The following is a 21,057-nucleotide window of genomic DNA, read 5'->3' as shown; positions in this document are numbered from 1 at the left end:
CCTTCGGGCGGGCATGCCGGCTCCCGGCATGCCCGCCTGTCTTTTCCCCGGAAGTCGGTCAGGTCCTCAGGGGGCCGTGGGGGTGGGAGAGGGCGCAGGGGTGACATCCGGCGTCCCGGTCGGCGTCGGCGGGGGAGGGACGTAGAGGCGTTGCCCGGCGCTCAAGGACAGCGTGGTCAGGCAGTTCGCCTGCATCAGGTCGGAGAGGGGAACCCCGAAGCGCACGGACAGCCGGTAGAGGGTCTCCCCGGGTTGCACAGTGTAGAGCACCCAATCCGCGGGAGGCCCGCATGGCGTGGGGTTCGGGGTCGGGGTGGGCAGGCGAACCGGCAGATAGACCCGTTGCCCGATGAAAAGGGCCGGATGCCGCAGGCAGTTGGCCTCCAGGAAGCGCGAGACGGAGATCCCCGCCAGGGTCGCCAGCCGGTAGGCCGTGTCCCCCGGCTGCACCCGATAGGGGATCCAGTCCGCCGGCGGCCGGCACGGAGCCCTCGGCGTCCCGGTCCCCGTGGGGGTTACGGAGAGGGTCGGCATAGGGGCCTCCCCCGGCGTCCCGGACGGCGTTGGGGAGGGGGAGGCCGGGACAGGGGAGAACGCGGGCGAGGGGGGCGGTGTCTCCACCGTCTCCACCAGCCCCTCCTCGGTGGGGGTGGCGGTTCTCCCCTCTGGGAGAGAAGGCGCGGCGGGACGGGTGGCCCGGGGAACGGCCGCCGGGCGCAGCCGGCCCTCCACCACCGCCATCCCCAGGGCCCCCAGGATCAGAATCCCCAGCCCGAGCAGCGCCAGCAACGTCCGCATTGTTTCTTTCCTTGCCACAGTCCTCAGGAGACGGCCAGGGGCAGCACGACGGTGAAGGTGCTTCCCACCCCCGGCTCGCTTTCCACCCAGATCCGCCCCCCGCTGGCCTCCACCAGGGCCCGCGCGATGGAGAGGCCGATGCTATCCCCCACCCCGGGGATCAGCGGCGTCGTCGCCCGATAGCGTGGGACGAAAACCCGGGGGATCTCCTCCACCGGGATCCCTCCCCCCGTATCCCGCACGCTCAGGAAGAGCACGTCGGGGATGCTGGGGTTGCGGCGGGCCCGCAGGACGATGGCCGTGCCCGGACGGCTGCAGAGGGCCGCATTGTTCAAGAGATGATAGAGGATCTGCTGCCCTGCATCCCGGTCCAGCCGCACCGGAGGCAGATCCTCCGGCCACTCCAGCTCCACCCGGAGGCCCCGCTCCTGGAGCACCGGCTGCAACTGCTGGAGGGCCTCGTCTCGGACCTCCTCCAAGCGCAGCGGGCCGGGCTCCAGCCGGTAGGATCCGGCCTCCAGGGCGGCGATCTGCAGGGTCTCCCGGATCAGCCCCGCCATGCGCTCGATGTTGGCCCGGATCCGCAGCAGGAACTGCCGCTGGGTGGCGCCCAGGATCCCCACCGCTTCGCCCAGGAGCAGATCTGTATAGCCCAGGATGGCAGTGAGCGGCGTGCGCAGCTCCTGGAGGAGGGCCAGGACCAGCCCATCTCGCTCCTCCCCGGATCCAGAGGGAGTTTCCTTAACCGAGGCGGCCGCCACCGGCAGGGCGGCCCGGGCCTCCAGCAGCTGGGCCAGCTCCTCCGCCCGGCGCCGCCAGCGCTCCCGCTCCTCTTCCGCCTCCGCCGCCCGGGTGGCCCAGCGATGGATTTCCCGCTGCAGCGACCGGCGCTCTTCCTCCAGCCGGGCCTCCAGCTGCCGGATGGCCTCCTGGCGCTCCTGCTCCAGGGCCTGCAGCGCCGCCTCCAGGCGCGTCAGGCGCTCCCACTCCCGGAACAGGCGCAGCGTCCGGGCCAGCGCTCCGGCCATCTCCCGGGCCAGCCCGGGATCCGGGGGACGGCTTTTCCCGGCCTCCGGGGGATAGCCGATCAGCCAGAGGCCCAGAACCTGATCCGAAACGACGAGGGGCTCCACCTGCAGGGAGCCGATGCGCTCCATCCCGAAGGCCTGCCAGAGGCGGAGGAAGGCCTCTCCGGCTTGATCCGCCGGGGTCATGAAGTCCCCCCGACGTTGATCGATCGCCTCCTGACAGCGCGGGTATTCCGACAGCGTCAGGACGAGGTCCGAGCCGGCGCGGGGCAGGTTCTCCCCCTCCCGGGCGATGAAGACCAGGTGGTCCTCCTGCAAGAGCCCGATCCCCGTCCAGCGCGCGCCGAGCCATTCCCGTGCCATCCGGAGGGCTTCCCGGAAAGGATCCGAGACCTCCCGATCCTGAAGGGCCTGGAGCAGGCTTGCCGTCCAGGCCGGCCACGCGGATGCGGCCTGCCGCATCGCCGAAGGGCGCCCCCACGCCGCATCCAGGGCAAGCTGATAGGTCCCCGCCAGCCAGAGCGGATACGCGGCGAGGGCGCCCAGGCGGATCCATGGGGAAAGATGGGTTCCCAGGAGCGGGGCGTTCAGCTGCAGCAGCGCCCCCAGGGCGAGGAGGGAGAAGCCCAGGGCCCCGGAGGTGGGGAACCTCCGCGGGCGCTGGGAGAGCAGCAGCCCTCCGATGGCCAGGTTGAGCCCCAGCGCCCACAGGGTCCATGCCCGCTCCGGAGGGGTGGTGACGTAGACGGCCGTGGGATCCTGGAGGGCGATGCTCCACCAAGCCGGCGCCGTTGCCCCATAAGCGCCCAGGACCAGCACCGTATGGAGGGCCGGCGCCCAGAGCCCGGGCCCCGCGCCGGCCATGGCCCAGCCCAGCCATCCCCAGGTCGCCAGATCCACCGCCCGCTCCAGAGGCGGCAGGAGCGTCCCCGGAGGCAACCCCCGCGTCTCCCCGAAGGCCGCCCCGAACAGGATCAGGCGGCCCATCAGGCCCAGGCCAGCGGCCACCATCAGGCGATCCGCGAGCCCGCCCCTGCCGGACCGGCGCCGGAGGTCGAGGGCCATCAGGAGCAGGCCCTCCAGGGCCAGGCCCACGAGGAGATGGTAGAACAGGGAGGCGGAGGCCTCCGTCAGCCCGCGCATCAGCGCCTGGATCCCTTCCATATCTATCCCCCGGAGGATGCTCCGGATCCTTCGCCCGGAGGGCTCCCTCCGGCTTCTTGCTGGGCCATCCGGGTGGCGGCCATGGCGAGGCCGATCATCAGCCAGAACCACTGCACCATGTGGTGGAAATCGAAGTTCACGAAGTGATGATCGAAGATCCCGCTGACCAGCGCGGCGAGCACCGCCCCGTGGAGGCCCAGCCAGAGCGGCTCCAGCTCGGGCCGACGCCGGACCCCCCGCCGGGCCCTCCAGGCGGCGACGAACAGCACCCCGATGACCAGCAGGAAAATCCCCAGCCCGACCAGCCCCATCTGCACCGCCACCAGCAGGTAAATGCTGGCCACCTTGATGTAGAGATCCACATCCGGCACCCCGGCGAACCCGACGCCGAACAGCGGATAGCGGGAGATCAGGGTAAGGGCATCCCGATACTCCCCGAACCGCATGCGGGTGGCCAGGTCTTCCCCGCGCAACCCGGCCAGAAGATGCAGCGTGTAGTCCCGGGTTGCGGGAAGCAACAGCACTCCCACCAGGAGGATGAGCAGGAACGGGAGCGCACGGCGGTAGCGCAGGAGGCTGAGGGCCAGGAGGGCCGCCGCCGCCCCGATGAACGAGCCCCGGGAGAACGTCAGCAACAGCGCCACTGCCATCGTCCCCAGGAACATCAAGAGGAGCGGCCGGGGCCACACCGGCCGCCGGGCGAAGGCCTGCGGGAAGGCCAAGGCGATCAGGGTAGACAGCGTCGCCCCCAGCAGGTTGGGGTCCACCGCCGTCCCGATGGCCCGCTCCGGCTGCTGCGGATCATCCAGGATGTAGCGCAGGACCGGGCCGCCCTCCGGATAGTAGCCCAGCGGCCGCAGCCGCAGCAGCCAATCCTCCGCCCGGGCATCGGGGAGCGCATAGAGGACGACCGCCACGAGGGCCGCCAGGAATCCCAGCCCGAGGATCCATCGGACCAGCCGGGCCAGCCGCGTCGGATCCCGAACGAGGGTGACCACCCAGAAGAACGAGGCGATGGAGAGCAGGAACTCAGCGAACCGCCGGGCCACCGTCTGGGTCAGGGAGGCATGGCCCAGCCCCGCCAGAAAGGTCACCAGCGTGGTCCCCATGAAGGCCAGCACCGGGAAGGCCAGGGCCGTCCCCTCCAGGGCCGCCGTCCGCCCGGCGGCCCACCAGGCCAGCCCGCTCAGCAACCAGCCCATGACCGCCAGGTCCAGCCAGGTGGGGGTGAAGCCCAGGCGGACCGGGAAGGTGGCGAAGGGGAGCAGGAAGATCACCGCGAAAACCAGGAAGAAGGCCAGGTCGATGGAGCTCAGGACGCCCAGGACCAGGAAGGCGCCGAGCAGCCCTCCCAGCGCCAGGATCGGCCCCCCGGTGGCGATCCCCCATCCCAGCGCCCAGGCCATCGCCAGGCCCAGGGCCAGCATTCCCATTCTCTGCATCGGGAAAGAACGAAGCCGCGCCTGCAACCGATCCTCCGTTCCTCGGCGTCCGCGCGCCGGAGCGCCAGGCCCCTTTGTCCCCCAGAACCTGTTTCCGTCCCGCGATCCCGGCGAAGGCCCTGATGGCGGGGACGCCTGCAATTATAATCCTCGTGGGCTCCTTCACAGGGAACGCGAAGAGAGCTCCCTCGGGCCTCGAACGGAGGGACATTTCCGGAAGGAGGCACACATGGACGCCTTCACCGTCACCCTTCATCATGCCTATCAGGTGGCCGTAGAAGCCGCTGTGGAGGCCGGCCGGGTCCTCCGCTGGCACTTCCGGCGCGGCCTGGAGATCATTTACAAGGGGGAGATCGATCTCGTGACCGAAGCGGACCTCGCCGCTGAGCGGGTTCTGATCTCCCGCATCCGCGAGGCGTTCCCGGACCATCACCTGCTGTCCGAAGAGAGCGGGGAGATCCTCCAGGACTCTCCCTGGCTCTGGGTGGTGGATCCGCTGGATGGGACCACGAACTTCGCCCACGGGTTCCCGGTTTTCTCGGTTTCCATCGCGTTGCTCCATGAAGGGCAGCGGGTGCTGGGCGTGGTTTACGACGTGATGCGGGACGAGCTGTTCGCCGCCCGGCGAGGGGAGGGAGCCTTCCTGAACGGACGGCCCATCCGGGTCAGCCGGACCTCCCGGCTGGAGGCGGCGTTGCTGGTGACCGGGTTCCCCTATGACCGGCAGGAGTCGCCCTTCGACAACACCCGGGAGTTCGTCGCCCTGCTCAAACGCTGCCATGGGGTGTTGCGGGTTGGCTCCGCCGCCCTGGATCTGGCGGCGGTGGCGGCAGGGCGACTGGACGGATACTGGGAGTTCCGGCTGAGCCCGTGGGACCTGGCCGCCGGGGCTCTGCTGGTGGAGGAGGCGGGGGGGCGGGTGACCACCCCCACCGGGGACCCGTTGCCTCCCCTGGCCACGGACATCGTGGCCACCAACGGTCGCATCCACGAGGAGCTCCTGAAGGCCCTGGCTGCTGCGCGCGCCGGCGCTTGACCGAAGGGGAAGGCTCCGTGTAAAATGAAGGACGGCCCTGCGGGGTGGTGTAAGGGGCAACACACCGGACTCTGGATCCGGGTATGGAGGTTCGAGTCCTCCCCCCGCAGCCAGTCCGGCAGGAAAGGGCCGCTCCGCGCGGCCCTTTCTTCATCCGTTGCCAGACCACGCGGGAGGCGCTCCGTGTTCGCAGTCATTGAGATCGGCGGACATCAGTATCGCGTGAAGGCCGGCGATCGGATCCAGGTGGAAAAGCTCGACCTCCCTCCGGGCGCGTCCCTGGAGATCGACCGCGTCCTCATGGTCGGGGAGGGCGAGGGGGTGCAGATCGGCCGTCCGGTCGTCCCCCAGGCTCGGGTCCGGGCGACTGTGCTGGGCCACGTGAAGGGAGAGAAGATCATTGTGTTCAAATATCGCCCGGGGGCCAAGCGCTACCGGCGCAAGCAGGGCCACCGGCAGACCTACACCCTTTTGCAGATCGACGCGGTAGAGGCCGGCGTACCGGCCTCGGCGTGAAAGGAGGCGACGATGGCGCACAAGAAGGGCGGCGGTGCCAGCCGCAACGGCCGTGACAGCGAATCCAAGCGCCGCGGGGTCAAGCGGTTCGACGGCCAGTTCGTGCGGGCCGGCAACATCCTGGTCCGCCAGTGCGGCACCCGCATCTATCCCGGCAAGAACGTGGGGATGGGCCGGGATTACACCCTCTTCGCGCTCATCGACGGTTACGTCCGCTTCGAGATAGGGCGCGGAGGGCGCAAGCGGGTGAGCGTGTATCCCCATCCGGTCCAACCCGACGGCGCGTCCCCGAACGGAGGTGACGGATGAAGCCGGGCATTCACCCGACCTGGTATCCCAACGCCCAGGTGATCTGCGCCTGCGGCAACACCTGGACCACCGGAGCCACCGTGCCGGTGATCCGGACGGACGTGTGCTCCAAGTGCCATCCCTTCTTCACCGGGGAGCAGCGGATCGTTGACAAAGAGGGGCAGGTGGACCGCTTCATGCGGCGCCTGAGCGCCCGGGACGAGGCCTACCTGAAGGCCCGGGCGGAGCGCGCCCAGCGCCGCAAGCGCAAACAGGCGGTGATCGAGGTGGTCGAGGAGCCGGAGGAGATCCTCGAGCGCCTCGAGGGAGAAGAGGAAGCATCCTGAACGAGCGTGCGGGCGGGTCCTTCAGACCCGCTCGCATCGCTTTTTGGTAAGCCGAACTTCATTATCGGCTTAGGCCCGACGCCGCCGCCTACGGGAGCAGAGGCGGCGTCCCGTCTGATCCCAAGGAGGCGAAGGATGGAGAAGGCCCGCGCGGGCTGGGTGGAGGTGATCAGCGGGTGTATGTTCAGCGGCAAGACCGAGGAGCTCATCCGCCGGCTCCGCCGCGCCCAGATCGCCCGCCAGCAGGTCCAGGTTTTCAAACCCCTGATCGACACCCGCTACGGCCTGGAGAGAGTTCGCTCCCACAACGGCCTGGATATCGAGGCCATCCCGGTGCCGCACGCCCGGGCGATCCTGGACCATCTTCAGCCGGGGACGACGGTGGTGGGGATCGATGAGGCGCAGTTCTTCGACTGGGAGATCGCCGATGTGGTTCAGGCCCTGGCGGAGCGAGGGATCCGGGTGATCGTGGCCGGGCTGGATATGGATTTCCGTGGGGAGCCCTTCGGGCCGATGCCGTTGCTCATGGCTCAGGCGGATCAGGTGGACAAGCTGCACGCCATCTGTGTGGTGTGCGGGGCGCCGGCGACGCGCACCCAGCGGCTGATCAACGGGCGGCCTGCCCGCTACGACGACCCGGTGATCCTGGTGGGTGGCAGCGAGACCTACGAGGCCCGCTGCCGGCGCTGCCATGTGGTCCCCCGGGAGGCGACGGAAACCCCGTAGGGCTCGAACGGGACGGGGGAGGCGGGAGGTATGGAGACGCCGGTGGAGTCCCCCTCGAGCTGGGGATGTGAGCACCTGATCGACCGCATCCTGATCCCGGCGGATGTTCTGCAACGTCGTATCGCGGAGCTGGGCGCTCAGATCTCCCGGGACTACGCGGGCAAGGATCTGGTGCTGGTTTGCGTGCTCAAGGGCGGCGTGATGTTCCTCACCGACCTCATGCGCCACATCACCGTTCCCCATGAGATCGATTTCATGGCCATCACCAGCTATGGGATCGGCGCCCGGCAATCTACCGGGGTGGTGCGCATCCTGATGGACCTCCAGACCAACATCGAGGGGCGCCATGTCCTCATCGTGGAGGACATCGTGGACAGCGGGCGCACCCTCGATCACATCCTGCGGCTGTTGTGGACGCGGAACCCTGCCACCCTCCGGGTCTGCGCGCTGCTGGACAAGCGAGCGCGGCGCGAGATCCAGGTCCCCCTGGATTACGTGGGGTTCGAGATCCCCAACGTCTTCGTCTTCGGCTACGGCCTGGACCTGGACGAGAAGTTCCGGAACATCCCCTTCATCGCCGTGCTGAAGGCCGACGCTTTGACGGAAGGTTTGACCTGACTACAAAATCCACGTTAGCACAAAGACCGTAAGAGCTTGTTCCACGGAGGTGGGAGATGGGTCGGTGGCCGCGCCCGGTGCTTGTGCTGACCCTCGTGAGTCTGCTGGGCCAACCCTTCGTGCTTCCTCCGAGAGCCCCTGCCCCGGTTTTCCCCGAGCCCGCCTCCCGGCAGGCTGCGCCGGTCTTCCAGAGCCCGCTGCCTCCGCCTTCCCCCACTCCGCCGTCCGCGCCCCTGCCTCTGCCCCTGCCTCCACCGGAGGAACGGCCCGTCGTCCCTGGCGCCCCGGTGGCCTTCCTCAACGGCCGGATCACCGTGGAGGTCCCCGACCGGGTCCCCCTCGCCCGCCTGCGTCTGGCCGTGCGGGAGCAGCGCCGCCTGGGGGCCGGCCAGGCCGGCCTGGCCCTGGCCTTCGATCTGACCGCCGTGGATGCCCGGGGGGCGCCCCTTGCCCGCTTCGCCGCCCCCCTCACGGTGACCCTGCGGCTGGGGGACCTGGTGAACTGGGCCGCCCGCCCGGATTGGCTGCGGCCCTGGGTGGGACACTGGGACGAGAAGCGGCAGGGGTGGCAGACCCTCACCCCCACCCTCCTGGATGAGGCGGCGGGGGTGGTGGCCTTCCCCACCGACCACCTGTCGGTGTTCGGGGCCGGCACCCAGGGGGTGAAGGAGAGCGGCTGGGTGCTGAATTTCCACGACGCCCGGGTGGATCGCTTCTCGGGGGGTCTGGTGTGGGCATATCCCCTCGACCTCCCGCCGGGCCCGGGGGGCATCCGGCCGGATCTGCGCCTCGCCTATAACAGCCGCCGGCTGGACGGGGTGCTGACCTGGGCGCAGTCGGACGGGGTGGGCTGGGGCTGGAGCCTGGAGGTGGCCGAGGTGCTGTGGCGCAACGTGCGGCGGTGCTTTGACGGCGCGAACTTCTACCTGTGCTGGGACGCCGTGCCGCTGCTGGTGGTGAACGGGGAGGCGGTGAAGCTGGTGCCGGAGGCCCCGCTGCCCGATCGCGCTCAGTATCTCGGGCCGGGGAGCGCGACCTATCGCTTCCGCACCGAGGACGAGCGGTTCTGGCGCATCGAATGGCAGCCGGGGCCGGAGAACGGGTGGTGGGAGGTGACGCTCCGGGACGGCACCCGCTACCGCCTGGGGACCACCCCTGACAGCCGCCAGACCCTGCGGGGGTCCATCGGGCCGTGGACCGGCAGCGGCTGGACGACGGGGGCGGCCACCGTCCGCTGGCGGGTGAAGGAGATCGTGCATCCTACCGGGGTCACGGTGACCTTCTCCTACGCCGAGCAGACCCTGGCCCAGCAGTGCGACCTCTTCCGGGCGGCGGGCTTCCTCGGCCCGAACGAAGGCTGCCACGGGGACGACCCGAACTCCGAGCGGGCGAGCTATTTCACCCAGATGGAATATCCGGGAACCCGGGTGCGGGTCCTCTGGGACCGGCGCTGGAATGGCAACGGACCCCACGACGGCTTCGGGGCCCCGGCCTACCGATGGGACTTCGCCGCGGCGGGGATGGCGGCCATTTTCTGGCAGACGGACGCCGTGCAGAAGGTCGTGCTGGAGCGGCGGCGGGGGGATGGGACGTGGGCTGTGGTGCGGGAGATCCGCTTCACCTACGGGACCTTCATCCCCGAGGATGAGACGAACAAGCGCCTGCGGATCCTGACGGCGATCCAGGAATGGGCCCCCGAGGGCAATGCCTGGAAAGCCCTGCCGCCCTTCACCTTCGGCTACACCGGGTATCCCAATAAGGACTGGTGCAACGTCTTCGCCCAGCCCTGCAGCGAGTGGGACCAGGCCCGCTTTTTCTACCCCCGTCTGACCCGGATCGACAACGGCTACGGGGGCGTTATCGAGGTGGGCTACGAGACGCCGGATGGGGGCCACTGGCAGGCCAAGAACTACCGGGTGGCGTGGCGGCAGGTCACCGACGGCCTGGGCGGGGGCTGGCAGGAGGCCTACGCCTACAGCGGCGACAGCCGGGGGCGGTGCTATCTCTTCTGGGGCGAGGACCAGACCGGCTGCACCTGGCCGGATGGCTTCACCGGCCCCACCGGCGGCCCCTTCCTGGGCTACCGGGAAGTGACCGTGACCTTTCAGGACCGGAATGGGAATCCCCAGCGGGTGGAGTGGACCCGCTTCGCGCTCCCTGAAGGCCCCACGAACGACCCCTGGCCGGTTCGGGGGCGACCGCGGGAGCATCAGATCCGAAGCCCCAATGGGCAGGTCCTTCAGGCCATTGCCTCCACTTACGGTATTTCCCCCACCCTGGGCGGGGCGCATTTCGTCTTCCTCCAGCGCCAGGACGCCACGACCGATGGCCGCACTACACGCACCGAATGGCGCTACGACGGCTACGGGAACGTCACGGCGGTCTTCGAGCACGGCTTCCTGGATGTGGCCGGGGACGAGCGCACCACGCACCGGGGATATGCCTACAACACCTCGGCCTGGATCCTGGACAAAGTCGCCTGGGAGCGGGTCTACGAGGGGATCTCCGAGGATACCGGCGGGGCGGCCCTGCAGACCGAAACCCGCTTCTTCTACGACGGCGCCGCCTCCTTCACCACCCCACCCACGAAAGGCCTCCTCACCCGGGTGGATCGGGGCAAGGAAGGCTGGGGCTGGGTGAGAGAGCAGGCCGCCTACGACGTCTATGGCAACCCCACCGTCCTCACCGACGCCCGGGGCTTTACCACGACGTTCGGCTATGATCCGAGCGGCGTCTACCGGGTGTGGGAACGCAATCCCCTGGGGCACACCACCCGCTATGAACACTACGGGGTGAACGAGAGCGACCCGGGCGCCGGGCGGGGGCCGGTGGGGGCTTTGAAGCGGGAGGTGGACCCCAACGGGGCTTCCACGGCCTACACCTACGATCCCTTCGGGCGGCTGCGGACGGTGGTGCGGCCGGGGGACACCTGGGACTTCCCCACCGAGGAGTGGCTTTACTACGACGGTGTGGACCGTCCCTTCACGAACCGCTGGCCCCTGATGGTCGTGCGGCTGGTGCGGGGAACGCCTGGAGTCCCCTGGTGCGGGGGCGGGCTGGCCTTCTGGGAGCGGCTTTACTACGACGGCCTGGGGCGGCGGGTGGAGCGCCAGACCCCTGGCCCGGGATGGACCTGCTCGGGAGGGGGCCAGGAGATCGTCCAGTATACCCGCTACGACGCCCTGGGCCGGGCCGCCGAGGAGAGCCTGCCGTATTTCGTCCCTCAATACACCTACGCCACCACCCCGGACGGGAAAGTGGTCACCCCTTATCCGGGATCCAGACCCCAACGCCCCCCGGGTGCGCACCACGTATGACGCGTTGGGCCGTCCCCTCACGGTCACCGCCCCCGATGGGAGCGTCACCCGCTACGCCTACGCCGATGGCGGGGTGCTGGCCCTGGATCCCAACGGCCATCAGGCCCTGCGGTGCGCCGACGGCCTGGGCCGCCTGGCCGAAGTCTACGCCTTCAAAGGAACCTTCTCCTCCCCCACCCTTTCGGCGGAGCCCCTGGCGGTGGCCCGCTATCGCTACAATGCCCTGGACCGCCTCACCGATGTCCGGGATCCCCTGGGCAACCGGATCCGCATCGCCTACGACCCGTTGGGCCGCAAGGTGCGGATGGACGACCCCGCGATGGGCACCTGGTTCTACCGCTATGATGCGGCCGGCAACCTCATCGCCCAGGTGGACGCCCGGGGCTGGGCGGTGAACTTCTACTACGACCCCCTCAACCGGCTGAAAGGGAAAACCTACACCCCGAACGTCCCGGATGGCGCCGCTTACGTTCCCCCGCCGGACCCGGGGCCTTCGGGGTATGCCGTGGGCTTCGCTTACGATGAGCCCGGGTATGGGGCCTCCCTCGGGCGCAAGACCCGGGCCTGGACCGCCGAGGGGATCCAGCGGACCTGGGCCTACGACGCCCGGGGCCGCGTCCTCACCGCCACCCTCACCGTGGACGGCCAGACCTACCTCCAGCGCTTCGCCTACGACGCAATGGACCGCCTGGCGCAGCGGGTGGACCCCGACGGCGAGGTCCTCACGGTGGCCTATGGTCCGCACGGCTGGCCCACGGCCCTCACTGGATGGAGCCTCTATGCCGGGAACGCCGCCTACAATGCCGCGGGCCAGCTCACGAACCTCACCCTGTTCGGGGGCGGCCTCCTCCAGCGCGCCTACGACCCCCGCACCTTGCGGGTGGTCTGGATCCAGGGGCCGGGGCTGGACCTGGGCTACGCCTACGACCCGGCCGGCAACGTTTGGCGGATCACGGACACGGTGTGGTCGGAGGTTTGGGCCTTTGCCTATGATGAGCTGGACCGCCTCACCGGGATGAGCGGGCCGGTGAGCGGGACCTGGACCCTGGATGAAGGGGGGCGGTGGTTGCGGCGGACGGAGGGGGCCCAGGCCTGGGTTTACGACTATGGGGATCCCGCCCCGCCGACTGTCCCGCCGGGGCCTTACCGGGTCTACCTCCCCCTGGTGGCGAAAAGCCGCACCGTCCGCTGCCTGGACGAGGCCTGGCATGCGGCCTGGGCCGGAAGCGACCGCGGGCGTTCGTGGAAGCTGGTCTCGGTGAGCGATGGGACGACGCTGGGGTATGATGGGAACGGGAACGTGGTGACCCGCACCGTGGGCGGGGTGGAATGGCGCTACGTCTACGACCCCGAGAACCGCTTGAAGGAGGTCTGGCGGGGCGCCGAGCGGGTGGCTTCCTTCCGGTATGACCCCGAAGGGAACCGGGTCGTGCGGGAGGTGGGGGGCCTCCGCACGGTGGTGGTGGACGACGGCTACGAGATCCGGGGCGGGGTGGTGCGGAAGGTCTACCGCCTGGGCGGCGAGACGGTGGCGGTGCGGGAGGGAAGCGCGGTCTACGCCACGGTGGGGGACCATCTGGGCAGCGTCACGGTGCTGGCGCAGGGCGGAAGCCCGGCGGGCGTGACCCGGTATCTCCCGTATGGCGCCATCCGGCTGGAGACCGGGGTTTGGCCCACCGACCGCCGCTTCACCGGCCAGCGGTGGGAGGCGAATCTGGGCTTGTATGATTACCGGGCGCGCTTCTATGACCCGGCCCTGGGCCGCTTCCTGCAGCCGGATCCGCTGGTGCCTCAGGCGGGCGATCCGTCCAGCCTGAACCGCTATGCCTATGCCCGGTTGAACCCTTTGCGGTATGTGGACCCCACCGGCCATTGCTGGGGACCGGTGAGTTTCGTCCGGGGCCTCCCCGGATACGGGGTCACCTGCGGCAACCTGGATTTGGCCCTCACCATCGTCCAGCACCCCCAGGCCACCTGGGAGCAGAAACTGCTGGCTGGGGGCTATATTGCCGTGGTGGGGGCGGCCCACGGGGCATTGCTGGTGGGGCTGGGGATGCTGGCCTGGGAAGGGGGAAGCGCCCTCCTGGCGGGTGGGAGCGCGGCGGGGGGTGCGGTTCAGGCCGCCTGTGCCGATGCGGATTGCACCAATGAAGTCCGGGCGGCGGCGGAGGTGGCCAGGCGGGTATGGGATCTGCCTCCGCTGCAACGGGGGCAAATGCTTCATCGACTCTTTGGGCAAAATTTGCCAGAGCGGTTTCCAGTGGTGGATTATTGGATCCCTGAGGAAGGAAGGGTCGTCAGTCTCAAGACTCTAGATCTAGGGGCGCAGCGTTATCAAGACCTTAAGCAACTTCAGCAAGCTGTGCAAGAATATATTAAAAAATTAGCGGAATTTAGGGGTGCAAGTTACGGAAAAGAATCAGAACAAGTGATTATTCGAGCGCAAGATATTAAGATTCGTGAGCTTTGGTTAGTGATATCTGGAGGAAATGAAAAGCAATGGGAGTTGTTACACGCATTGAAGCAATTTGCTGCTGAGAGAAATGTGATGTTAAAAATTATCTTGGAGGTTACACGATGAAGCAGCGTGTTGAGATAGATATAACGGCTCGCTCCGGAAAAGCTTATCTTCCTACCCTCTATCGTGATGAAAAACACCGTTTATATTTTGCACGCGAACCGGTCTTAGTAGTGGATTTGACATCTGAGGGTCTCGCAGGTCTTGTCGAAGCAGTTCGGAGGAAGATAGAAGAAGGCAACCCTCATATTGAGGTGCCGGATTTGCAGAAAGCTTTCAAGCGTAAAGGTGTTCCCCCAGTGGCAAAAGCAGCAGGTTTTAAAAGCTGGCGCTCATTTGCTAAAAAAGCCCGCACCTATGGCATATCTTTTTTAGAGGAAAAGATTATCGTAGAGATGTCAGGTCCAGCGACGAGTGGTGGAGCATTTCTCTACGATCCGAAAAAGACACGAGAATTTCCTCCGGGCACGCCGCTGGAGGAGGTGGTGCAGGTGATCTGGGAAGACATCTGCTCCATTCCGGAGTTATGGGAGGAAGATGCACCTTAACAAGCATATAGCCCGGCTCCTGCCCCCTCGTCTACTTGGCGGATAGGGTCATTCCGGCGGAGAGTGGGCTTTTCCCCACCGACCGCCGCTTCACCGGCCAGCGGTGGGAGGCGAATCTGGGCCTGTATGATTACCGGGCGCGCTTCTATGACCCGGCCCTGGGCCGCTTCCTGCAACCCGATCCCATCGTGCCCGAGCCGGGGAACCCGCAGGCGCTGAACCGGTATGCATATGTCTACAACAACCCGCTGCGCTACACCGATCCCAGTGGCCACGTCCCGGTCATCCTGGTGATGATGGGGATCGGCGCCGTCAGCGGAGCGCTCATCAACTACGGCGTCCAGGTGGCCGCTAACATCAGCCAGAATGGCCTTCAGGTGCAGGCCTTTACGAACGTCAACTGGGCTGCTGTCGGCGCCAGCGCCGTAGCCGGGGCGGTCGGTGGAGCCACCTTCTATGGAGCCAGCGCGGTGTTGGGGACAGGCTTATGGGGGATGGTGGGCGCAGGGGCGTTCAGTGGCGCAGTGTCTGGGCAAGCGGCTCGAGCCACCGAGAACGTGCTGACCGGGAAGGCTATCGGGGAAGGGTTAGGCGATCCGGTTGAACTGGGGCGGGATGCGATCATCGGTGGGCTCAGCGGCGGGATCTTCCACGGTGTGGATCGGATGGTGATGCGAGCGGCATTTCGGGGAACCTATGTGCGCTATATCTCGGAGGGAGAACTCCGGGCCATCCAGGAAACCGGGCTGCTGCGTGGAGGACGGGTAGACAAAACGTATTTCACTACGGATGAATTTGAGAGCGCGAAGGAAGCCTTAAGCCATTTAGCCTTAAAGGAACCCCCTTCATATCGGGTGGAGTTTGAGATCACATCTCAGCCTCGTATCTATGGGCCTCGGCGAGTTCGGCCCTGGTTCTGGCCCCGAGACACGGGCTTCCGAGCCGGATGGGGAGTTGAATATTGGTCTCCAGATCCGGTTCGGGTTCTTCTTCTGCGCATCGAACGCTTGAAATAAGGAGCAAAAATCATGGGATCAAAAGCTCAGCTAATCATTGTCGACCCTTACGAGGCATTTGATGTTATTTATGGCGAAGTTTCCCGGATTCCCGTTTTGTTTCGCACAACTGACGGACGAATTTTCTATTTATGGCCTTATGGGTTGCTTGATGAGCTCGCGAATTGGTATTTAAGGGGAATTATGGATGTGATGATTATAGATCATAAAACCAAAAAATGGATTGGAAGGGGGGATTTAAGGAAAATATAGCCCTTCCTCGCGGACCGGCGGTTCACGGGGCAACGGTGGGAAGCGAATCTGGGCCTGTATGACTACCGGGCGCGCTTTTATGATCCCACGTTGGGCCGCTTCCTGCAGCCGGATCCGCTGGTGCCCGAGCCGGGGGATCCCCAGGCGCTCAACCGCTACGCCTACGTTTACAACAACCCGCTGCGCTACACCGACCCCAGCGGGCACTGGCTGGAGACCCTCTGGGACATCGCCAGCATCGCCTGGGACCTCTACGAAATCCGCAAGGACCCCCGCAACCTCTGGAACTGGGGCGCCCTGGCGGTGGATATCGCCGCTGCCGCGCTGCCCCTGGTGCCAGGAGGCGTGGGCGCGGTCGTCCACGGCAGCCGGGCCGCCCGGGCCGCCGCCCACGCCGATGAGGCTACCCGCCTGGCTCGCATCGCCGCCCGGCTGGAGCGTTTCGCCGGGGCCGGCCCGGAGGTGATCCGAGGGGTGGAGCGGCTGGCGAAACTGGTGGAAAACGAGCGGGTGCCTGCCCAGCTCCGGCGCGGCATGGCCGCGGAGCTGGCACGGGCCGAGGAATACTTCAAAGCCGGCAAGCTCCAGGCCGTGGAAGCAGTGATCGAGTCCGGCCGCGTCGACCTCATCCTCGTCACCGGCGAGATGGTGGAAGTCAAATACTGGAGGCAAAACTACGCTAAGGGTCATATCCGAGATATCCTGCGGCAAGTCAAGACCTACCAAGCTACCGGCCGGCCAGTGATCCTGGAGTTCGTGCAGACGAAAACCGACCCCATCACCGAGGCCTTTATTCAGGATCTTCTGGCTGCGGCTCGGGAAGCGGGAATCCCTCTGACCCGGGAGCAGATTCAGATCATTCCACTGGGAGGGCCATAAGATGCGTCACATCCGGGTGGATCTCTGCTTCTGGAACTGCGCCGCCACGGCGGTCGAAGATGTCGTCGCCTGGGCTCGCGTGCTTCAGGCTCACGGCATCCTCCTGCTGGCTCACTACACCTTGGAGCCCCTCGCTGAGGACACTTGGGAGGAAATCTTCCAGCAAGAACGATACAGGTTTGAGACTTTCAAATCCAGCATCAGCCATCGCATCGCCTTTGTGGACTGGGGGAAACTGAACGCTGATTTCGGGTTCGATGAATATCATGAAGGTGATGGCGGAGGGAATAAGCTACAGCTGGGGGGGTTGCTGGATTTCCAGTTTCAGGATGAGCGGCATCTGGTGGAACCTTTCGCCCAGCGGTTGCTGGCCATCGCCCGGGCGCTGTATCCCCTGGCCCGCCCCACCTACGGCGAGGTGGAAGGAAACTGGGGCGAGTGGGATACAAGGGCGGTCTCCCGCCTCCGCCTCCAGCACATCTCCTGGGCCAACTTCTTCAGCCCGGCCTACGTGGAAAAATATGGCCAGGACCTTCTGCTGAACATCCCTGGCTACAAAACCGAACTCCTTCCTGACGGGGGTGTCTTCCACCAGCTCTCGCCCACCTTCGTGGCCCCCAGCGAGGAGGAAGCCCAGCGCCTTCGCCAACAGGTCAAGGACTACTTCCGCCGGCACGGGCTCCAGGTCACCTGTAAGGCCCCCTTTATCATCCCGGGGCTGACCGTCCGACGGACACAGGCCAGGTCTCCGATCTCGGATGCCGAGCTGGCCGCCTATTTGAAGCAGATCCTGGGGGTGACCCTGGTGCTGGACGACGGCACACGGGTCAAGCATATTTCTATCCCCTGGGAAGCCCTGACACCGGAGCAACGGCAGATAGCAGTGGAGACCATCCGGCAGGCGGCCGTGGAGGAAGTGAAACAGGCCGGGGGGAAAAAGGTGCGCCTGGAATTCAACGAGATCCCCGACGAGCTGGACCAGGCGCTGGCGGAGTTTGCCGGGCGGGACAATCCGCATTTTGAGTGGGTGGAAGTGAGGAGGGATTCATAGGGCCTGGCAAGACTCATTTTAGAGGAGCACCTTAACAATCAAACTGTTCCACGGCGATGGGCGGGCCTCCGCACCGTGGCCGTGGATGAACGCGACGAGGTCCGGGGCGGGGTGGCGCGGAAGGTCCACCGGCTGAGCGGCGAGAGGGTGGCCGTGCGGGAGGGAAGCGCCGTCTACGCCGCGGTGGGGGACCATCTGGGCAGCGTCACCGTGCTGGCGCAGAGGGGGAGTATCGCGGGGGGCACGCGGTATCTTCCGTATGGGACGATTCGGTTTGAGGGCGGGGTTTGGCCCACCGACCACCGATTCACCGGCCAGCGGTGGGAGGCTTCTCTTGGCTTGTATGACTACAAGGCCCGCTTCTATGATCCCATCCTGGGTCGCTTCCTGCAGCCGGATTCTCTGGTGCCAGAGCCGGGGGATCCCCTGGCGCTGAACCGGTATGCTTACGTTTCCAACAACCCGTTGCGCTACACCGATCCCAGCAAGCGATGGCTGGAGACGGTGTAGGATGTAGCAAGGCCCAACGGATGAACTGAAAAGCGCGATTCGCCATGACCCCTGCGAGCAAAGCAAAGAGCCACTTCGGTCCAGAGCCCCAGCTCCCTGAGATCCGAAGACCTTTGAAACGAGAGCTGGATAAGGGGACTACCCGATTTGGGAAGTCCCCGTTAAAATCAAAGGGACCCGAACGTGTGGCATTGCCGCGGCTGCCTCAGCCTGAGCAAGCAAAGGCAAGGCGACGCAGGGATCCCCACGCAGGGGGTCAGGGAGCCATGAGCTGTCCCATAGCGTATGCGCTGGATCACTCCCATAGCGGCCGGAAGCATCCCTTCCGCGCCCCTCACATGCGACGCTGTCACTTCTGGACGGTTTGGGCCACTGCGGATTGCTGACCCCTTGCCCCTCCGCCTCTCACGGTTTCTCCTGCTTGCCGGATCCGGACACTCTCCTGCCTGGGAGGCATCCATGCGCGTGTTGGCCCTCGGTGGAGCAGGGGCCGTGGCCCGGGAGGCCACACGGGACCTCTGCCAGCACGGCTCGATCTTCCGCGAGATCGTGATCGCCGACATCGATCCCGCCAAGGCGGAACGCCTCGCCCGCGACATCGGAGACCCCCGCCTCCGGGTGGTCCCTCTGGACGTGCGGGATGAGGAAGCACTGGTCCGCCTGATCCGGGGCTTCGATGTCGTGATGAACGGCCTCCCCTTCGCCTATGATGTGCTGGTCACGCGGGCCTGCGTGGAGGCCGGGGTCAGCGGGGTGGACCTGGCCTTCGACGAGGCCCAGTTCGAGCTGGACGAGGCGGCCCGCTCGAAGAACATGGTGTTCATCCCGGGGGTGGGCGCCACCCCCGGCACCACCAACGTGATGGCCGCTTACGCCGCCCGTTCCATGGATCAGGTGGAATCCGTGGAGATCGCCTTCGCCGCCTTCCGCTGCCTGGCGCCCTCGCCGGGCCTCCTCCGCACCACCCTCTGGGAGTTCAACCCAGAGGAGCCAGAACGGGCGATGGTCTACTGGGAGGACGGGGCATGGCACCCCGCTCCGCCCTTCTCCGGGGAGAAGCGGGTGCGCTTCCATGAGCAGATCGGGGAGCAGACCGTGTATTACGTTCCCCACGATGAGGCCCGGACGATGCCACGCTCCTTCCCGGGCCTGCGCCGCGCCGCGGTGCGGGGCTGCTTCCCGCCTCACGTGATGCGGGCGATGCGCGCCCTCTACGAGATGGGCGCGCTCTCTTCCACCCCTGTTCCCCTCGATGGGGGCACCTACCCCGCCATCGATCTGGTGGCCCGCCTGCTCGCCGCCCTCCCCGCCTCCCGGGAGAACCCGGTGTGGGCCTACGGGCTGGTGGTGGAGGTGAGCGGCCGCCGGAACGGCCGCCCCCACACCATGGTGCTGCGCAACCGACATCCCCCCCAGGAGGTATGGGGCGGGGAGGCCGCCTACTATCGGAACATCGGCGTTCCCCTGAGCATCGGCGTCCAGATGATCGCTCGGGGTGAGATCTCCGTGCGAGGCGTTGTCCCCCCCGAACGGGCCATCCCCCCGGAGCGCTTCTTCGAGGAGCTGGCCCGCCGGGGGATTGAGATCCTGATCGAGTGAACCGAGCTTCTCATTCATCCTGAAAAGAATCAGGAGGTTCCCATGCGTCAGTGGCCGAAGACCCGCGCTCGATTTCTCCGGGCGAAGGAGGTGATGCCCTGGGGGGTTACCTCGAACTTCCGTTACTGGGGGGATGATCAGACCATCGTGGTCAGCCGGGGAGAGGGCCCCTACATCTACGATCTGGACGGCAACCGCTACATCGACTACCGCCTGGGCTACGGGCCGGTGATCCTGGGTCACGGCCACCCTGCGGTGGTGGAGCGGGTAAGCCAGGCCATCCGGGATGGGGTGATCTTCGCGGCCACCACCGAATGGGAGATCCGGGCGGCGGAGCGCATCATCCGCATGACCGGCGTGGACATGGTGCGCTTCTCCAACTCGGGGACGGAGGCGACCATGCACGCCCTGCGGATCGCCCGGGCCTACACCGGCCGGGAGAAGGTGATCAAGTTCGAGGGCCAGTATCACGGCCACCACGATTACCTGCTGTTCTCCACGGCCATGGCCCAGCGCCAACCCATGGGGAGCCGCCGCCATCCCATCCCCGTCGTCGCCAGCTCCGGCATCCCCCGGGTCATCGCCGACCTGGTCATCACCCTCCCCTTCAACGACTTCGAGGCCGTGGAGCGGACCGTGAAGGCCAAGTGGGGGGACATCGCGGCCATCATCGTGGAGCCTATGCTGGGCAACAGCGCGGCCATCATGCCCCACCCCGAGTTCCTCCCCTTCCTGCGGCGCCTGTGCGATGAATACGGCATCGTGCTGATCTTCGACGAAGTGAAAACGGGCTTCCGCATCGCCCGGGGCGGGGCCCAGGAGTTCTTCGGGGTGCGGGCGGACCTGGTCACCTACGCCAAGGCTATGGGGAACGGGTTCCCCATCTCCGCCATCGGCGGCAAGCGGGAGATCATGATGACCATCGAGCCCGGGGCGGTGGCCCACGCCGGAACCTACAACGGGAACGTGGTGGGCACCGCCGCCGCCGACGCCACCCTGGAGATCCTGGAGACCACGGACGCCCTGGAGCGGGCGGCCCAGGCCGGCGAGCGGCTAATGAAGGGGATCAGCGAGATCCTGACCGAGGCCGGCATCCCCCACGCCGTCTCCGGCCACCCCAACATGTTCAGCTTCCTCCTGAACTTCGATGGGACGCCCCGGGATCACCGGGACACCATGTCCAGCGACATCGAGCTCTACGCGGAGATCGGCCTGGCCTGCTATGAGCGCGGGGTGATGTTCGAGGTGGACCCGCGGGAGCCCTGGTTCACCTCGGCCGCCCACACGCCGGAGGTGGTGGACGAGACTCTCAACCGCTTCGCCGACGCCGTGCGCGCTGTCCTGCGGAAAGGGAAACCCGTCGGCCCGGCGGAGGTCACGTCGGTCGGGAAGTGAACGCAACCC

General features: G+C 66.9%; 16 protein-coding genes, 1 tRNA gene and 2 pseudogenes. 16 read left to right on the top strand and 3 right to left on the bottom strand.

Annotation, left to right across the window (positions count from 1 at the left end; genetic code table 11):
- Positions 1 to 66: 66 nt before the first annotated feature.
- The 3 genes from KNN16_RS14075 to KNN16_RS14065 are packed head-to-tail and all read right to left on the bottom strand — an operon-like array spanning position 67 to position 4,423.
- Positions 67 to 798, bottom strand: a complete 732-nt coding sequence (locus KNN16_RS14075) for a LysM peptidoglycan-binding domain-containing protein (RefSeq protein ID WP_303897720.1) — start codon at positions 796 to 798, stop codon at positions 67 to 69.
- A gap of 23 nt (positions 799 to 821) precedes the next feature.
- Positions 822 to 2,990: a HAMP domain-containing sensor histidine kinase gene (locus KNN16_RS14070; RefSeq protein WP_303897718.1), complete on the bottom strand. Its 2,169-nt coding sequence runs from the start codon at positions 2,988 to 2,990 to the stop codon at positions 822 to 824.
- A 2-nt stretch (positions 2,991 to 2,992) separates the two neighbouring features.
- Positions 2,993 to 4,423, bottom strand: a complete 1,431-nt coding sequence (locus KNN16_RS14065) for an O-antigen ligase family protein (RefSeq protein ID WP_303897717.1) — start codon at positions 4,421 to 4,423, stop codon at positions 2,993 to 2,995.
- Between the two features lie 238 nt (positions 4,424 to 4,661).
- Here KNN16_RS14065 and KNN16_RS14060 point away from each other — a divergent pair, with 238 nt between their 5' ends.
- From KNN16_RS14060 to gntE, 16 genes and pseudogenes are all read left to right on the top strand, one after another.
- Positions 4,662 to 5,468 (top strand): inositol monophosphatase family protein, encoded by an 807-nt coding sequence (locus KNN16_RS14060; RefSeq protein WP_299283667.1) that lies wholly within the window; start codon positions 4,662 to 4,664, stop codon positions 5,466 to 5,468.
- 38 nt (positions 5,469 to 5,506) lie between these two features.
- Positions 5,507 to 5,581 (top strand) — tRNA-Gln (locus tag KNN16_RS14055).
- A 70-nt stretch (positions 5,582 to 5,651) separates the two neighbouring features.
- A complete protein-coding gene (gene rplU / locus KNN16_RS14050; RefSeq protein ID WP_088569849.1) occupies positions 5,652 to 5,984 on the top strand; it encodes a 50S ribosomal protein L21 in 333 nt (110 codons plus the stop codon).
- Positions 5,985 to 5,996: 12 nt separating this feature from the next.
- Positions 5,997 to 6,293 carry a 50S ribosomal protein L27 gene (gene rpmA / locus KNN16_RS14045; protein WP_299283670.1) on the top strand — a complete coding sequence of 99 codons (297 nt, stop codon included), beginning with the start codon at positions 5,997 to 5,999 and terminating at the stop codon, positions 6,291 to 6,293.
- Positions 6,290 to 6,496 (top strand): annotated as a pseudogene (gene rpmE, locus KNN16_RS14040) (50S ribosomal protein L31); the annotation flags it as partial. The gene rpmA and the pseudogene rpmE, both read left to right, overlap by 4 nt.
- A 258-nt stretch (positions 6,497 to 6,754) precedes the next feature.
- Positions 6,755 to 7,345, top strand: coding sequence for a thymidine kinase (locus KNN16_RS14035; RefSeq protein WP_088569852.1), 591 nt, complete (start codon positions 6,755 to 6,757; stop codon positions 7,343 to 7,345).
- A 30-nt stretch (positions 7,346 to 7,375) separates the two neighbouring features.
- The gene (gene hpt / locus KNN16_RS14030; RefSeq protein WP_303897713.1) at positions 7,376 to 7,963 is read left to right on the top strand and encodes a hypoxanthine phosphoribosyltransferase; all 588 of its coding nucleotides are present in this window, start codon (positions 7,376 to 7,378) and stop codon (positions 7,961 to 7,963) included.
- 56 nt (positions 7,964 to 8,019) lie between these two features.
- Positions 8,020 to 11,280: a hypothetical protein gene (locus tag KNN16_RS14025; protein WP_303897711.1), complete on the top strand. Its 3,261-nt coding sequence runs from the start codon at positions 8,020 to 8,022 to the stop codon at positions 11,278 to 11,280.
- On the top strand, positions 11,264 to 13,861 hold the full coding sequence (locus tag KNN16_RS14020; protein ID WP_303897709.1) for an RHS repeat-associated core domain-containing protein: 2,598 nt from the start codon (positions 11,264 to 11,266) through the stop codon (positions 13,859 to 13,861). The genes KNN16_RS14025 and KNN16_RS14020 overlap by 17 nt, the downstream gene beginning before the upstream one ends.
- Entirely contained in the window at positions 13,858 to 14,346 is a 489-nt protein-coding gene (locus KNN16_RS14015) for a hypothetical protein (RefSeq protein WP_303897707.1), read from the top strand. Before KNN16_RS14020 ends, KNN16_RS14015 begins: the two co-directional genes overlap by 4 nt.
- Before the next feature lie 35 nt (positions 14,347 to 14,381).
- The gene (locus KNN16_RS14010) at positions 14,382 to 15,362 is read left to right on the top strand and encodes an RHS repeat-associated core domain-containing protein (RefSeq protein ID WP_303897705.1); all 981 of its coding nucleotides are present in this window, start codon (positions 14,382 to 14,384) and stop codon (positions 15,360 to 15,362) included.
- Positions 15,363 to 15,641: 279 nt separating this feature from the next.
- Positions 15,642 to 16,493: pseudogene (locus KNN16_RS14005) on the top strand (RHS repeat-associated core domain-containing protein); the annotation flags it as partial.
- 1 nt (position 16,494) lies between these two features.
- A complete protein-coding gene (locus tag KNN16_RS14000; RefSeq protein WP_303897704.1) occupies positions 16,495 to 17,544 on the top strand; it encodes a hypothetical protein in 1,050 nt (349 codons plus the stop codon).
- Between the two features lie 75 nt (positions 17,545 to 17,619).
- A complete protein-coding gene (locus KNN16_RS13995; protein WP_303897702.1) occupies positions 17,620 to 18,054 on the top strand; it encodes an RHS repeat-associated core domain-containing protein in 435 nt (144 codons plus the stop codon).
- Positions 18,055 to 18,513: 459 nt separating this feature from the next.
- A complete protein-coding gene (locus KNN16_RS13990) occupies positions 18,514 to 19,653 on the top strand; it encodes a saccharopine dehydrogenase family protein (protein WP_299283675.1) in 1,140 nt (379 codons plus the stop codon).
- Between the two features lie 42 nt (positions 19,654 to 19,695).
- Entirely contained in the window at positions 19,696 to 21,048 is a 1,353-nt protein-coding gene (gene gntE, locus KNN16_RS13985) for a guanitoxin biosynthesis PLP-dependent transaminase GntE (protein WP_299283677.1), read from the top strand.
- Positions 21,049 to 21,057: the final 9 nt, after the last annotated feature.

Origin of the sequence: Thermoflexus hugenholtzii (assembly GCF_018771565.1) — a bacterium.
Taxonomy (GTDB): domain Bacteria; phylum Chloroflexota; class Anaerolineae; order Thermoflexales; family Thermoflexaceae; genus Thermoflexus; species Thermoflexus hugenholtzii_A.
The sequence above is the reverse complement of the archived record's forward strand: the minus strand, read 5'-3'. Positions and strand labels throughout refer to the sequence as shown.